At 53.3% G+C, this 15,889-nt stretch carries 13 protein-coding genes; 7 read left to right on the top strand and 6 right to left on the bottom strand.

Annotated features, from left to right (window positions below):
* The first annotated feature begins 56 nt into the window (after nt 1–56).
* Both DCC81_RS24205 and DCC81_RS24200 read left to right on the top strand, forming a co-directional pair.
* On the top strand, nt 57–1,604 hold the full coding sequence (locus DCC81_RS24205) for an acyl-CoA mutase large subunit family protein (RefSeq protein ID WP_108689349.1): 1,548 nt from the start codon (nt 57–59) through the stop codon (nt 1,602–1,604).
* Nucleotides 1,605–1,661: 57 nt separating this feature from the next.
* On the top strand, nt 1,662–2,570 hold the full coding sequence (locus DCC81_RS24200) for a class I SAM-dependent methyltransferase (protein ID WP_108689348.1): 909 nt from the start codon (nt 1,662–1,664) through the stop codon (nt 2,568–2,570).
* 225 nt (nt 2,571–2,795) lie between these two features.
* On the opposite strand, the gene DCC81_RS24195 is transcribed toward DCC81_RS24200, so the two are convergent.
* Entirely contained in the window at nt 2,796–3,617 is an 822-nt protein-coding gene (locus DCC81_RS24195; protein WP_108689347.1) for a M57 family metalloprotease, read from the bottom strand.
* Nucleotides 3,618–4,189: 572 nt separating this feature from the next.
* Between DCC81_RS24195 and DCC81_RS24190 the strand changes: the two genes are divergently transcribed.
* Entirely contained in the window at nt 4,190–6,790 is a 2,601-nt protein-coding gene (locus DCC81_RS24190) for a S8/S53 family peptidase (RefSeq protein WP_165806724.1), read from the top strand.
* Here the strand turns inward: DCC81_RS24190 and DCC81_RS24185 are convergent.
* The 3 genes from DCC81_RS24185 to lpdA form a co-directional block, all read right to left on the bottom strand.
* A complete protein-coding gene (locus tag DCC81_RS24185) occupies nt 6,787–7,110 on the bottom strand; it encodes a hypothetical protein (RefSeq protein WP_133177784.1) in 324 nt (107 codons plus the stop codon). The two genes, DCC81_RS24190 and DCC81_RS24185, sit on opposite strands and share 4 nt — an antisense overlap.
* Nucleotides 7,111–7,330: 220 nt before the next feature.
* The gene (locus tag DCC81_RS24180; protein ID WP_108689344.1) at nt 7,331–8,089 is read right to left on the bottom strand and encodes a helix-turn-helix transcriptional regulator; all 759 of its coding nucleotides are present in this window, start codon (nt 8,087–8,089) and stop codon (nt 7,331–7,333) included.
* Nucleotides 8,090–8,191: 102 nt separating this feature from the next.
* On the bottom strand, nt 8,192–9,598 hold the full coding sequence (lpdA, locus tag DCC81_RS24175; RefSeq protein WP_108689518.1) for a dihydrolipoyl dehydrogenase: 1,407 nt from the start codon (nt 9,596–9,598) through the stop codon (nt 8,192–8,194).
* Nucleotides 9,599–9,798: 200 nt separating this feature from the next.
* Between lpdA and DCC81_RS24170 the strand changes: the two genes are divergently transcribed.
* The 4 genes from DCC81_RS24170 (at nt 9,799) to DCC81_RS26105 (ending at nt 12,402) form a co-directional block, all read left to right on the top strand.
* On the top strand, nt 9,799–10,392 hold the full coding sequence (locus DCC81_RS24170; RefSeq protein ID WP_108689343.1) for a TetR/AcrR family transcriptional regulator: 594 nt from the start codon (nt 9,799–9,801) through the stop codon (nt 10,390–10,392).
* A 175-nt stretch (nt 10,393–10,567) separates the two neighbouring features.
* Nucleotides 10,568–10,822: a hypothetical protein gene (locus DCC81_RS24165; protein ID WP_108689342.1), complete on the top strand. Its 255-nt coding sequence runs from the start codon at nt 10,568–10,570 to the stop codon at nt 10,820–10,822.
* A 124-nt stretch (nt 10,823–10,946) separates the two neighbouring features.
* Entirely contained in the window at nt 10,947–12,221 is a 1,275-nt protein-coding gene (locus DCC81_RS24160; protein WP_108689341.1) for an MFS transporter, read from the top strand.
* Between the two features lie 31 nt (nt 12,222–12,252).
* Complete coding sequence (locus tag DCC81_RS26105; protein ID WP_394337129.1) at nt 12,253–12,402, top strand: TraB/GumN family protein; 150 nt, start codon at nt 12,253–12,255, stop codon at nt 12,400–12,402.
* Nucleotides 12,403–12,480: 78 nt separating this feature from the next.
* Here the strand turns inward: DCC81_RS26105 and DCC81_RS24150 are convergent, their stop codons facing one another.
* On the bottom strand, nt 12,481–13,131 hold the full coding sequence (locus tag DCC81_RS24150; RefSeq protein ID WP_165806723.1) for a LolA family protein: 651 nt from the start codon (nt 13,129–13,131) through the stop codon (nt 12,481–12,483).
* 133 nt (nt 13,132–13,264) lie between these two features.
* Nucleotides 13,265–15,880: an FtsK/SpoIIIE family DNA translocase gene (locus DCC81_RS24145; RefSeq protein WP_108689338.1), complete on the bottom strand. Its 2,616-nt coding sequence runs from the start codon at nt 15,878–15,880 to the stop codon at nt 13,265–13,267.
* Nucleotides 15,881–15,889: the final 9 nt, after the last annotated feature.

Here is a 15,889-nt window from a genome sequence, read left to right as displayed (position 1 = left end):
ACTGGAAGGAAGTCACGTAATAATTATGTAACATTGCAAACATCGTATCAAACAAAATGGAAAACACCATCAAAACCGATGCCGGCATCGTGATACAACCCCTCTACTGTAAACCAATTCCCATGGAGGAGCAGCCAGGGGTTTTTCCATTTACCCGGGGCGTTCACTCTACCATGTACCGCGACAAGCTCTGGACCATGCGCCAGTACGCGGGTTTCAGCACCGCAGCAGCATCTAACAAGCGATACCATTACCTGCTCAGCCAGGGTGTCATGGGCCTCAGCGTGGCCTTTGACCTGCCTACACAGATCGGGTACGACAGTGACCATGCCATGGCGGAAGGAGAGGTAGGCAAAGTAGGGGTAGCTATTGATTCACTGGAAGATATGGAAGAGCTGTTTGCCGGCATTGAACTGCAAAAGATCACCACCTCCATGACCATCAATGCCACGGGCTTTATTCTCCTGGCCCTGTACATTGCCCTGGCCAAGCGCCAGGGGGCAGACCTGCAGCAGATCTCCGGTACCATCCAGAACGATATCCTCAAGGAATACGCCGCCCGCGGCACCTATATTTACCCGCCCAAGCCCTCCATGCGGCTGATCACCGATATTTTTGAGCACTGCAGCAAAGAAGTGCCCAAGTGGAATACCATTTCTATTTCCGGTTATCACATCCGCGAAGCAGGCGCTAACGCCGTGCAGGAGCTGGCCTTCACCCTGGCCAACGGTAAGGCCTACCTGCAGGCCGCGCTGGCAAAGGGATTGGACATCAATGTATTTGCCAAGCGCCTTTCCTTCTTCTTCAACGCCCACAATCACCTGTTTGAAGAAGTGGCCAAGTTCCGCGCTGCACGCCGCATGTGGGCACACATTACGCGCTCCCTGGGCGCCACAGATCCCAAGGCGCAGATGCTGCGCTTCCATACCCAGACCGGTGGCAGCACGCTTACGGCGCAGCAGCCGCACAACAACATTGTGCGGGTAACCGTCCAGAGCCTGGCCGCTACCCTGGGTGGCACCCAATCCCTGCACACCAATGGTTACGACGAGGCCCTTTCCCTGCCCACGGAGGAAGCGGCCCGCATTGCCCTGCGCACGCAGCAGATCATTGGTTATGAAAGCGGGATAGCCGATACGGTAGACCCGCTGGGAGGCTCGTTCTACGTGGAAGCCCTTACCAATGAACTGGAAGCCAAAGCCCTGCAGCTGATGGAAAAGATAGATGCGATGGGCGGGGCCGTAAGCGCTATAGAACAAGGTTTTGTGCAGGATGAAATTGCGCGCAGTGCTTACGAATACCAGCTGGCCATTGAAAAAAATGAGAAAATTATCGTTGGGGTCAATAAATTTACGGTGGCAGAAACCGCCACGCCGGAGGTATTCCGCGTGGACGACAGCATCCGGGTCACCCAATCGGCCAGGCTGGCCAGCCTCCGTGCACGCCGCGATAATGAACAGGTGCAACGCATTTTACAGGAACTGGCCCAGAAAGCCACTACGACCGAAAACCTGATGCCAATTGTTGTAACGGCCGTAGAACATTATTGCACGCTTGGAGAAATTGCCGATACCCTGCGCCAGGTATGGGGAGAATATGTTTGAGCACAGTAGCACGAAACCAGCTAACAGTAAGGGTTTCAAAGGAATAAAGACATTTACATGAGTTTGATCTATTACAAGAACTGCCCGCTTTGTGGTGCTGCAGGCATCCATCTGAGCCTGAAAGCACAGGACTACACCGTATCCAAAGAAACTTTCGAGATATGGCATTGCGATGCATGCACCGGCAGGTTTACCCAGAACATCCCTACCAGTGGCCAGATAGGCCGTTACTATGCTGCAGAAGAATATATCAGTCATACCGAAACCAAGGCGGGCCTGGTGAACCGCCTGTACCATAGTGTACGCAAGATCACTATGCGCTCCAAACAGAACTGGGTGAAATCTGCCGCCAACCTTAAACAGGGCAAACTGCTGGACATTGGTTGCGGCACCGGCGCCTTTCTTCATTACATGCAGCAGATAGGCTGGAGCGTAACCGGCCTGGAGCCCGATGCAGGCGCCCGCGCCAGGGCGAAGGAACTATACAACGTAGCGGCCCAGCCGGTAGAAAATCTATTCAGCCTGGAAACCGGTCAGTATGATGCCATTACCATGTGGCATGTGCTGGAGCATGTGCATGAGATCCATGCCTACCTGCAACACCTGCCCGTACTATTGAAACCCGGCGGCGCCCTGCTGATCGCGGTGCCCAATTATACTTCCCTGGACGCACAGCACTACGGCCCTTTCTGGGCTGCTTATGATGTGCCCCGCCACCTCTACCATTTCTCACCACCGTCTATGGAAATGCTGCTGCAGCAATACAATATCCAGGTCGTAAAAAAACACCCCATGGTGTTTGACGCCTTTTATGTAAGCCTGCTCAGCGAAAAGTACAAGACCGGCCATAGTGGCCTGGTGGGTGGCTTTATACAGGGCCTGCGCTCTTACCGCAAGGGGCTAAAGAAAGTAGACCGCTGCAGCTCCATCGTGTATGAGTGCAAAGTGGTAAATGATAACGCATAAACGACTCATTTTTTAATAGAAAGGGGCCGCACTAATATGCAGCCCCTTTGCATTTCAGGCGCCACCTGCGCAAGAGGCCACGCCGTAACATAGCAGCGTGGCCTCTTTGTGTATGATCCGTTGCCCAAACAATCAGTACCACGGCACGCAGCACCGCCTGCCCTGAATGACATAGTGCTCTCTAATGCCCTGCGGGAGCGGGCTGCGGGCCGATGGAAAAATACCTTAGTATAAATAATTCAACGCAATAATATCATTTGCATTGAAAGTACGGTTGCCCCCGTTAGAGCAGGACAGCATGAAGGAGTTGGGGTCTGCAGTGCTGGGGGTGCCCGGGATGAGGATGGCACCTACGCCGGCAGCACCTTCGTTGGTAGCAGTGCCCCCGCAGCTGTAGGCACGGTTAAAGTAATCTGTATGACGGAACCCTATGCAGTGGCCCATTTCATGCTGGATCACGGAACCTACGTACAGCACATTGGGATTAGACCCATATGCCTGGGTGTTGGTGTTGAGGGTAATGGAATTGTAGGGTTTACCAGCCTTAGTAGGGAAGCCGGAAGAGCCCAGGGTGATGTATCCCCCACTGGGGCCCTGGTTAAAGCCAGAGATCGTAATATCTGCAGTGCCGCTGGTGATGCGGGAGAAGGTAAGCTGCAGGTGTTGTGCGTTGTAGCGGGCAATGGCGGTATCAGTGCCGGCTATGAAAGCCGTACCGAGGCCGGTTACCTTGATCTTGATGCTGCGGGGCAGGCCGGTCACCAGGTTAGTGGTGCGGTACTGCTCCGTATTAGCTACGCGCAGCACAGGGCCGGTGAAAGCCGTGGCCAGGTCCGCATCGCTGAGGAAGATGTCGCCTTCCACGAGGTAACCGCCGGATACCTTGTGCACATCAGCGGTGCTGAAGCCTTTGTTGTAAATGGCGCTCAACGCATCCTGGGAGATCTCGTTGGCGGAGGGGGTTTTAGCTGCCTGGTCTTTCTTACAGGAGGTTGCCAGCAGGGCCACGCAGAGGCAGGCCATAACAGTGCTCATTTGCTTTTTCATAGCTCAGTTTTGGAGTGGGTTTAATGTTTCTGAAAATAAAACAGACGTTAGCACACCTGACGGTGCACTGCAACGGATCATACAACTAACATAACGTATAACGGTAACGGTTATACGCATTTTTACGGGCGCAGGTTAACAAACTGCATACAAGGTGATACAGTGAGAAAAACATGCAATAGCCTGCCGCAACCGGTGGTTGTGCGGGCGGTGCTACAAAGCCATGATCAATTAAAATGCAGCTAAAAGCCTGCAGGACAGGATCGTAGGAAAACCAGTACTGTAAAGTGTTTCAATAAAAACGGGTACGATCTGTAACAAACGGATAGTGCTGCTGAAATTGTTGCTCGGTTTAGATTTTTGGATTTGCTCGTTGATAATTTCTACTAAATCAATATTAGCAAAATTTTAAGAATCAAAAAAACATTTTTAACCCGGCGAAAAAAAATTGCTTAGTTTTATTTGCATCCTTGTCGATCACTATGTTGCTTCGTTGGCCTCCTTTTATCATCACTTTATACTGCTGTTTACACAGCTTCACAGCTGCCGCGCAAACCCGCACTGCATACCTGGTGCACTACGCGCACATACCCGCTGCTGCGCAGTTGCAGGCCAGTGGATTGCTACGGGTAGTAAAGCCGGGATGGTATTATGTACAGCGCGTGGTGAAAGACAGTAACATCATCAGCATAGACAGCACCAGCCATCACTGGAAGGCCAGCCAGGCCCTGCTACGTGCATGCGTACAGGCCGACAGTGTTACGGTGCTCCTGGGCGCTGATAGCCTTGCATGGCCCGCAAAGCCAGTAAGAACAGGCATTTACAGCCTGCGCGTGGCCAGCCGGCAGCTGGACAGCCTGTTAGCACTTCCACCTATCCGCTTTGCTGATGTGTACCGGAAACCCGTAGAAGAGATGATCATTAACACGGGCGACATGCGCCTGAACCGCATTGTCCTGGCCTGGCAAAGCTACCCGCAATGGCAGGGACAGGGCATGGTGATCTCTTTCAAGGAATCCATGTTTGACACCACGGATATTGACCTGCTGCATAAACATATTCCCGCTGCAGAGGAAGCCTCCACCACCAGCGAGCACGCCACCATCATGACCACCCTGGCCGCAGGCAGGGGCAATAGTGATATTACCGGCAAAGGCGTGGCGCCACTGGCGCAACTGAGCAATGCAGACTACAGCACCAATCTCCTCCCCGAGCCGGATGCCTATTACCAGGGCCTGCACATAGGCGTGCAAAACCACTCCTATGGTACGCCTTCCATTGAAAATTATTATGGCCTGGAAGCCCGCGCCTTTGATGCACAAGCCTGGAGCCAGGACACGCTGCTGCACGTATTCAGCTCCGGGAACATCGGCGACTCCGTAGCCACTGAAGGCAGCTACGCCGGTGTGAAAGGTTATGCCAATCTCTCCGGTAATTTCAAACAAGCCAAGAACGTGCTGGTAACAGGGGGTACAGATGCAGACAACAACGTGCCCGTGCTTAGTTCCAAAGGCCCCGCTTATGATGGGCGCATGAAGCCGGATATAGTGGCGTATGGGCAGGACGGCACTTCCGGTGCGGCAGCCCTGAGCAGTGGGGTGGCCACCTTGCTGCAACAGGCTTATGCCACGCGATACGGGCATCGCCCGGCATCTGCACTGGTAAAAGGTTTGCTGATCAACAGCGCTACAGACATTGGCCCTCCCGGACCGGACTATAGCAGCGGCTTTGGTGCACTGCATGCGGCACGCGCCCTGCAAACACTGCAGGACGGGCACTTCCGGGAAGCACAGGTAAGTGCAGGTGGCAGCATCGCCCTGCCATTACAAATACCCGCAGGTACGGGCGCACTGAAAGTAACCCTGGTATGGAACGATCCCCCGGCCGAGGCCAATGCTCCCCAGGCCCTGGTGAACGACCTGGACCTCCAGGTAATAACACCGGAAAGCACTTCCCTCCTGCCCTGGGTGCCGGCCGGCATCAATGCACCGGCCACCCGCCGGCGCGACAGTCTTAACAACGTAGAACAGGTAACCCTGGAACCCGCCACTGCCGGCACTTACAGCCTGGTGGTAAATGCCACCCACCTGCACGCCGGCACCCAGCGTTTTTACCTGGTATACAGTTTTACACCGGCACAATATTTTACCTGGGAATACCCATTGCGCAGCAGTAAACCCGAAGCCGCCACCACCCTTCCCCTGCGCTGGTCATCTGCCGGTTACAACACCGGCAATATCTCGTATAGCCTTGATCGTGGTAACACCTGGAAAACACTGGCCAGCGGCATCCCCCTGGCAAAAGACGGCTACACCTGGGCACTGCCGGATACTTTTTGCACCGCCATCCTGAAAATGGAAAGTGCCGCCCAGGTGTTCCTGAGCGACACTTTCGTGGTCTCGCCACAACCCACGCTGCACGTGGGTTTCGACTGCAGTGATGCCGGGCAGCTCTGGTGGCCCACTCAACCTGGAGCGGACAGCTACCAGCTTGCCGTGCTGGACTACGACAGCCTAAAAACGTATATCCATACCCGTGATACCGCGTTGGTGATCCCCGGCGACGGGCCCAGTTACTTTTCCCTGCAAGCCATCAGTCCCCGGGGTGATACCGGCTTGCGCAGCCTTACCTACAATTATCATCAGCAGGGATTGCAGTGTTACATTCAATCCCTGAACGCGGATAGTACTGCACAAGGTGTGCTGCTGCAACTGCAACTGGGCACCGTATACCACCTAAAGGCCATCCGGTGGGAACGCCTTACCAGTAAGGGTTTCATCACATTACAGGAAGAGGGCATCCAGGATGGGCTGGTGTATCAGTTCACTGATACCACCCACCTCACAGGCGTGGTATACTACCGCGTAACACTGGTTACTGATGGAGGAAAAAATTACACCAGTGATGAAGTGGCCGTTAATCTCCTGGGCACGCATGATTACTGGTTGTTCCCCAACCCGGCGCAGGAGCAGTTCCAGTTTTTCAGCAGAACTACGGAGCAGGTACAGCTGCAACTGTATAACATGAGCGGGCAGCTGGTATTGCAGCGCAACATTAACATGCCGCAAACCACCATCCCTGTAAGCGGGCTGCCAGCGGGCATTTACGTATGCGCGGTCTTTGACCATGGCCGCAGGACGGGCACGCAAAAACTGGTGGTCTTACCCCATTAATCTTCCAGTGGCTGGTACACGGAGCGCTCCAGTTTAATGTGCTGGCGCGCCAGCATAGCCGCCAGGTCAAATCCTTCTTCTTTGTAGGCGTTTTGCACGGTAACACGGGCGTGTTGCAGGGCTGCATCGCTCTCCCAGCTGGCGGTGGTGAGCACATACAGGTTGCCCTGTTCATCCTTGCGGGCATAGGCCTCCTGGTGCAGTAACCCTGGCATTGTGCGCAACAGCTTGCGGTTATACAGCATGCGTTCCATAAAACTATCAATGGCGGGAGCAGGAACAAAGAACTGGTCTACGTACACGGCGTGTTTTGTTTGCATAATGGAGGTTTTAAAGCCCATGCTGCCGCATAACAGGAGCAGGCAACACAAACGGGTAAAAGCATTCATCGTTTGAAATTTTATGCCGTAAAATTCCAAACTGCGGGCCTGTGTTCCTTGTAAAAAATCATTGAATTATACTTTGCAAACGGGATAAAACCACCGGTCTTTCTTTAGAACTAAAAGGATGGGGAAAGGGATTAACATCTATAACGATCGCCTACCAGTATAACGGGTCTTTAAAAAACGCAAGCGGCGCCTGGCCGGTAAAGCGCTTGAAGTCTTTATTAAAATGGGGCTGATCTGCATACCCGGCTTCAAAAGCAGCACCAACAAGGCTTTTAGCGCCCTGCGCAATAATATGGTGCATGCGCACAATACCGGCATACTGCTTCGGGGAGGCGCCTACTACCCGGCGGAACCGCTTTTCAAATGCATCCTGTGAAATGTACAGCTCCGCGGCCAGTGCTTTCATTTTAAGATGGCCATCATTTTGCCGGATACGGTGTACTGCGGCCTCCACAAGCGCGTCCGTTCCGGGACGTTTTAGTTGCCGGAGAAAATACTCGTCCGCACACTGCACGCGGGCCGCATCGTCCACGGCCTCCATCAGTTGCTCTTCCAGGGATGCGGTGTGCAACAGCGCATCCAGGGAAATGCTTTCATTGAAGGTTTCATGCAGGGGTATTTTACTGAAAGCAGCGGCACCCGTGGGGGTAAATTGTACCAGGAAGTTTGCCGTACCCGGGGCGTATTGGATAAAGCGCACACTTTGCCGCAATCCTGTGAAAACGGCTACAGGCAAGGGATGCAGGGTATCATTCTCAAGAAAATGTACATCGCCGCGATAGCGGAAGCACAGTACCAGGGCCGTGTTGGGCAGCACGCGGTTTACAGCCAGCACCTCACTTTCCAGCAACAGGTATCGCTGGATGTAAGGCCGGAGCGCGGGGGCTGGTATGTATGTGCGGGGCTGCATTGGATCGTGAAGATAGGAATATTTTTCCCGGGTGGCGCTAACAGGCAAAACGGGCCTTCCCGGTCAGGAAAGGCCCGTTGCTGGAATTATGTGAAAAAGCGATTACAGGTGGATCGCTTCGTCGTATGCAACTTCAATCGCATCCTTTACCGCTTCACTCATGGTGGGGTGCGGGTGGATGGAATTCAGTACTTCCTGGTAAGTAGTTTCCAGGGTGCGGGCTGTAACGGTCTCCGCAATGATCTCGGTTACATTTGCACCGATCATGTGGGTACCCAGCCACTCGCCGTACTTCGCATCAAAGATCACTTTTACAAAACCTTCGGGGGCGCCTGCTGCACCAGCCTTGCCGGATGCAGAGTACGGGAATTTGCCTACGCGGATCTCGTAACCGGCTTCTCTGGCAGCCTTTTCAGTGTAGCCTACGGAAGCAATTTCCGGTACGCAGTAAGTACAGCCCGGGATGTTCATGTAGTTGATCGGCTCGGGCTTATGGGCAAATTTCTTTTCGTTGTAAGCGATGGCTTCCACGCAAACGATGGCTTCCTTGGAAGCAACGTGTGCCAGGGCCGGACCGGGGATGATATCGCCAATGGCGTAGATGCCCGGAACGTTGGTAGCGTAGTATTTGTCGGTCAGCACGCGGCCTTTATCGGTCTTCACCCCTACCTGTTCCAGGCCGATGTTCTCGATATTGGCAGAGATCCCCACGGCACTCAGTACTACGTCTGCTTCGAGGGTGATATTGCCGGTAGCGGTCTTCACGTTGGCCTTCACGGTAGCACCAGCGGTGTCCACGCTTTCCACGCTGGCATTCACCATTACCTCGATACCCTTTTTCTTGTAGATCTTTTCTAGTTCCTTGGAGATTTCTTCGTCCTCTACCGGCACGATGCGGGGCAGGAACTCAACGATGGTCACCTTGGTGCCCATGGTAGCGTAGAAATAGGCAAATTCAACGCCGATAGCGCCGGAACCTACTACGATCATGGATTTGGGCGCCTGGGGCAATACCAGTGCTTCGCGGTAACCAATTACTTTCTTACCATCGATGGGCAGGTTGGGCAGCTGGCGGCTGCGGGCGCCTGTAGCCAGGATGATGTATTTTGCTTCCTGGGTGGTTACTTTACCGTCTTTATCGGTGATCTCCACCTGGCCTTTACCTTTCACTTTACCATAGCCCATGAGTACATCGATCTTGTTCTTCTTCATGAGGAACTGTACGCCACGGGAGTTCTTATCGGCCACGCCACGGCTTCTCTTCACTACTGCGTCGAAGTCGGCTTTCGGGTCGGTTACGGACAGGCCGTAATCCTTTGCATGGTGCATATATTCCAATACCTGGGCGGATTTCAGCAGTGCTTTAGTGGGAATACAGCCCCAGTTCAGGCAGATACCGCCGAGGGCTTCTTTTTCTACGATTGCTACTTTAAAGCCTAGCTGAGAAGCCCGGATAGCTGCCACATAGCCACCAGGACCGCTACCGATTACGATTACGTCGTATGCCATAGTCTTTTTGTTTTTATTTAAACTTGCCAAAGGTAGGGAAAATGTAGCAAGTAGTGTAGATATTATGAGGAGCTGCGCGGCATATATCTTAAAAATACTAATTTGTGTCCGGCGCGGTGGCTGGTGGTTATTGCCCCTGCAAAAAAGGGTAAAAATAAATTTTATAAATAAACGAACATTCACTTATATTTGCATCATCAATGCGAACAAGAGACGAAAATAAAGAGAAAGCCATCCTGCGCGAGGCCCTGCATATGATTGTAAAAGAGGGCTTCGACGGGTTGAGTATGCAGAAAGTAGCCAAGGCGGCTGGCGTATCGCCCGCTACGATCTACATCTACTTCAAGGACCGCGACGACCTGATCCTTCAGTTGTACGCCCGCATCGTGGAAAAATACTTTAAATTCATTCTCCAGGATTTCAACCCGGAATCCACGTTCGCAGAAGGCATGCGGGTGCAATGGAAACGCCGCGCCCAGTTTGCCCTGGAGCACCAGGAAGTGGGGCTTTTCATGGAGCATATCACGTACACCCCCCTGCACTATCGCGCGCAGGAAATACTCAGCCCGGACTTCCGGAACATGATGGCCCGTTTTTCAGAAAAAGCCATCGCCAACGGGGAGCTGCGGCAAATGCCCAACTTTGAAGTGTATTGGTCCATAGCATTTGCCCCGCTGATGCAGTTGATCAAAAGCCACCAGGTAGGCTACACCCACAAAGGCGAGCCGTTTGAACTTACCGACGAAATCTTGTACACGACGCTGGAGATGGTGCTCAAAGCATTAAAACCTTAACCGCAGGCAAGCAAACAAAACCAAACCAGCGATCATTTACCGGAAGTGTTTTTCCGGGCATCAACACCCTGCAGGCCTGCCTGCAAAACGCCCGCCGGGAGCGCTTCTCCGGCAACACGAAGGCAAAGGACCTTCGTTTATTTTTCACTAGATAAGTAAATGAATATTCATTTTTATGCGCAATACACTCATCAACCAGATCCTCGTTTTCAAAACGAACATCCTCACGGCCAATGCTGAATTGCACGTAGCGCACCTGCTCAATGCCCAATCTAACATCCTCCAGTGGAACATTGATCACGATGACATCGACGAGGTGCTGCGCGTAGTGGTGCTGGGCATGGAAGCAGAACATATCATCATTCTCATTGAAAGCCTGGGCCTCTGCTGCGAAGTGTTGCCCAACGAGGTGCCCATCAACCGTTTTTAAATCATCGCCGCTTTTACCCTTTTTTTAGCCAGATAACTAAATGAATATTCATTTAGCCGTCTTGCAGGGGCCGTTTTGTCTCTACACACCGCTACTAACACCTAAACACACACCATCTGCACTTATGAACACGCCTTCCGCCACTTCTTTCACCCGCTATCAAAAGTTTATGATAGCCCTTATTGCGCTCATCCAGTTCACCGTGATCCTTGATTTCATGGTGATCTCCCCGCTGGGCGCCATGCTCACCAAAAGCATGCGCATTTCCGCCACCCAGTTTGGCTGGATCGTATCTGCCTACGCCTTCAGCGCGGCGGTTTCCGGTATTGCGGCCGCAGGCTTTGCAGACCGTTTTGACCGTAAACAAATGCTCCTGTTCTTTTACGCCGGCTTCACCGGGGGCACCCTGCTTTGCGGCGTGGCCTCCGGCTTCTGGTTCCTGCTCATGGCCCGCATGGTAACCGGCCTGTTTGGCGGCGTGATGTTCTCTATCGGCATGGCCATTGTGGCGGATCTTTTCCCGCTGCAAGTGCGGGGCCGGGTGATGGGCTTTGTACAAATGGCCTTTGCCAGCAGCCAGGTACTCGGCATTCCCATCGGCCTTAAGCTGGCCGGCATGTTCGACTGGCATGCCCCCTTCCTGCTGATCGTGGGCGTATGCGTGCTCATCGGCCTGGCCATCTGGCGCGGCATGCAGCCCATGCGCGAACACCTGAAACGCGGACCAGTGGCCCATCCTATGCAGCACTTACTGGCCACCGCCGCGCAGCCCCGCTACCAGCAAGCGTTCCTCACCACCGTATTTATTTCTACCGGCGGCTTTCTGCTGATGCCTTACTCCAGTAATTTTTTGGTGAACAACGTAGGCATTAAACAGGAAGACCTCTTCATGCTCTACATGGTAACCGGCGCGGCAGGCCTGGTAGCAGGCCCGCTCATTGGCCGCCTGGCGGATAAAGCAGGTAAGTACAATGTGTTCATCGCCGGCAGCTGCCTGGCTATTTTGATGGTGATCTGGTTCACACAACTGGGCATTACGCCGTTATGGTTAGTGATGATCGTCAACGCTGTGATGATGACGGCGGTGACCTCCCGCATGATCCCGTCGCAGGCGCTTATTTCCGCCGTGCCGGATATGAAAGACCGCGGCGCCTTCATGGCCATCAATGCGTCTGTACAGCAGATGGGGGGCGGCGTAGCGGCGGTGATAGGCGGCGCTATCATTACCTCCGAGCCCAGTGGCTTCCTGCATCATTTTGATGTGATCGGGTATGTATGCGTGGCGGCTTTCGTGATCTGCGCGGTATGCATGTTCGTGGTGAACAAGGCCATCCAGCAAAAGCAATCGCAGCCCGCCGCGGAACCCACCGCGGCACCCGTGATCGTAATGGCGGAATAATGACTGTTGCAAATATCAATACGACGGCGCGGTGTTTTTAATATGGCTTCAACGCATACCATCGATGCTGCAGGCACAAAGCAGTTTCATCGCAGTAGGTTTAGATCATCTTAAAGCAAGTTATGGCTTAATTACAGGCCTCCGAAAACTAGGCTACACCGTAACACCGGTGCGCATTTAAACAATATTACTTCCCATAAAAAAATCCCCGTGGCTACCAGCGTCACGGGGATTTTTCAGTTATATACAAGCGCCGTTCTTAGCGCAGGTCTACCACTTCCACACCAGGATGTTGCTTGGCATCAAACATAAAGAGATTATCCGCCAGCAGCTTGTTAGGTGTAAAACCGGTGATCTCGTAGGTGTAGCGGTTGCCATCCTTGTTGAACATCTTCACGCGGTAAATGGTTTGCGTTTTCTTATCAACGGAAAGCAGCACTTTGAAAGTAGGCTTTGACTTATCCGTGGGTGTCATCTCAATGTTCTGCAACGTCCGGGCGCCCTCCCTGGTTTCATCGTTCAGGCGGTACAGGTAATCCTTGTCGTAGAAGTTCGTGAAAAGCTTTGCGGGCGTAAGGCTGCCGGCGCTTTGGTCTACCCCGTTCACGGTTACTTCGTTGTTATCTTTGGAATAGGTCCAGGAGGTTTTATTGTCGGAAATAATTTCCTGGCCGTCCATGACGATCCTGTATTTATTGCCCTTCATGGACATTACGCCTTTCTTACTGTCGGCCACTTTATTGTTGGTGCCTTCTACTTTCAGGGTAAAACTGGCCACTATGGAACTGAGTGATTTGAATTTTTTGCTCACCCCATCCAGGATGGTTTTGGCTTTCGGGTCGTTCTGTTGTGCCATGCCCGACATTACCAGGCCACAGGTTAATAATCCCAGGAGAAAAATTTGCTTCATGTAGTTGCAGTTTAGGTTTATGTTGGCAGATGCTGCAATTAAGACAAATGCCATGCCGGTGCGTTTAAAAAGCCGGCCGTTAAAGGGATGCTAATTTTTTTGCGCAGGATACAGTGTACAACGTACCATGTAATTAAACAATGCCCATGGCGTCGAAGATCTCTTCCAGCTCACTGTCGGACTTCACCTGCACTTCACGGGCTTTGCTGCCCATGTTGGGCCCTACAATACCAGCGGCTTCCAGCTGGTCCATGAGGCGGCCGGCGCGGTTGTAGCCCAGCTTCATGCGGCGTTGCAACAGCGAGGTAGAGCCTTGCTGTGTTTGCACAATGATGCGGGCTGCTTCGGCAAACAGCGGGTCCCGGTCCTGTAGGCTGATCTCTTTGCCATCGGCATCCTTATCGTCCAGGTATTCCGGCAGCAGGAAGGCTTCCGGGTAGCCACGCTGGCCGCCAATGAATTCGGCCACCCGCTCCACTTCCGGCGTATCCACGAATGCGCATTGCAGGCGCACCAGCTCCCCGTTAAACGATACCAGCATATCCCCCTGGCCAATGAGCTGCTCCGCGCCGCCCAGGTCCAGGATGGTCCGGGAGTCTATCTTCGAAGACACCTTGAACGCAATACGCGCGGGGAAGTTGGCCTTGATGGTACCGGTAATGATATTTACAGACGGGCGTTGGGTGGCAATGATCAGGTGGATCCCTACCGCACGGGCCAGCTGGGCCAGGCGCGCAATGGGCATTTCCACTTCCTTGCCCGCGGTCATGATCAGGTCTGCAAACTCATCGATCACCAGCACAACGAAAGGCAGGTAGCGATGGCCCTTTTCAGGATTGAGCCGGCGCTGGGTGAACTTCGCATTGTACTCACGGATATTGCGCGTGCCGGCTTCCTTGAGCAGGTCGTAACGCAGGTCCATTTCAATACACAGCGCATTCAGCGTGTGCACCACTTTCTTGGTGTCTGTGATGATGGCGTCTTCTTCACCGGGCAGTTTGGCCAGGAAGTGTTTTTCGATCAGTTTGTACAGCGACAGCTCCACTTTCTTGGGATCCACCAGTACAAATTTCAGCTGGCTGGGATGTTTCTTATAGAGCAGGGACACCAGCAGGGTATTGATGCCCACGGATTTACCCTGGCCGGTGGCACCGGCCATGAGCAAGTGCGGCATCTTGGCCAGGTCTGCAATGAAGTTCTCGTTGTCGATCTTTTTACCAATGGCCACCGGCAGGTCCATGGCGCTTTGCTGGAACTTATCGGAAGCCAGGATATTCTTCAATGACACCATGCTCTTGCGGATATTGGGCACTTCTATACCGATGGTGCCCTTTCCGGGAATGGGCGCAATGATGCGGATGCCCAATGCCGAAAGGCTGAGCGCAATATCATCTTCGAGGTTCTTGATACGGGAAATGCGCACGCCCGCTGCCGGCACTATTTCGTACAGGGTAACGGTGGGCCCCACGGTAGCGCTGATCTTCTGGATAGCGATATCATAGTTCTTCAGGGTATCAATGATCTGGTTCTTATTTTTTTCCAGCTCAGAGGCGTCCTGCACCACTTTGTCCGTGCTGTGCTGGTCCAGCAGCTCCAGGGTGGGATACTTGTAATCGCGCAGGTCCAGAACAGGGTCATAAGGGTCTACGCTCACGGGGCGGGTGGGGCCCAGGTCCATACTGTCGTCCACATCATGGTTCTCTTCGTAAACGGATTTTACCTCAAAGGCCACATCCGCGGTATTGCCATTTTTGCGGCGGTTGCTTGCCGGCGTGAATGTTTCTTCCAGGTCCGGTTTCTTTTCTTCCAGGTCAAAAGGCGGCGGGCCTTCCACTTCTTCGGGCAGCAACATTTCTATCTGAGGCGCATTGGCGGGAATTACGGTGATAAGCGGGTGGATGCCGGCTTCATCGCGCTCTACCAGTTCCATGGCGCCTGCGGCTTCATCCTCCTCCGGCTCCGTGATCACGGGCGGTATAACGGTAACGCCTGTATTATTTTTAATCCCGTTCTTTTTGCCTTTGCCGGTCTTCTCTTCTACCGGTGCGGGCATGCCTTCGTCAAACACGGCCGCCGGCTGGGGTGCGGGTTTTACTTTGGGCTTGCGTTCGGGAAGTTTGAATTCAAAATTGAATTTCCAGATCAACCAGCTGAAGCCCACTACCAGCAGCAGCAGGCCGGTACCCAGGGTGCCCAGGAAGCCGGTGGCCCAGCGGTTCAGCGCATTGCCCACGGCCCCGCCCCATGGAAAACCGGCATGCCCCGCAATAAAGGCGGTGGTCATGCTGATGAAGAGCAGCCCAAATAAAATATGCTTTACGTTGCGCCAGATGCGGAACACCTTGCGCCCCACCACGAAGTTGATACCGAGGATAAAGGCAAAATAGCAGAACAGGTAGCAGGCCAGGCCAAAACCATCGTAAAAGAACCAGTGGGAAATAAATGCGCCGGAGCGGCCCAGCAGGTTTTCCACGTGCTCATCCCCCATGAACATCAGGTGGAAGGAGTAGCGGAATACCTTGTCCTGGTCTTCTTCCCAGGTGAAAAGGTAGGAGGAGAATGCAATGAAACCGAGCAGGGAAAGCAACAGCAGAAACACGCCCAGCACCTTGTGGGTACGCTCGTCTTTCACCAGTTCCTTCACCTTCACATCGGCCACCTTGTCTGCTTTCAGCACCATCGAGGGGTCTTTTGCAGGGGCGGTTTTCTTGCTCTCCGGTTTTTCGGTTTTCAGTTTGTTTTTCGACATATCTCTCGT

The sequence above is a fragment of the Chitinophaga parva genome (genome assembly GCF_003071345.1).
Taxonomy (GTDB): Bacteria; Bacteroidota; Bacteroidia; order Chitinophagales; family Chitinophagaceae; genus Chitinophaga; species Chitinophaga parva.
Note: the sequence above shows the minus strand (reverse complement) of the source record. Positions and strands in the feature narration are given on the sequence as shown.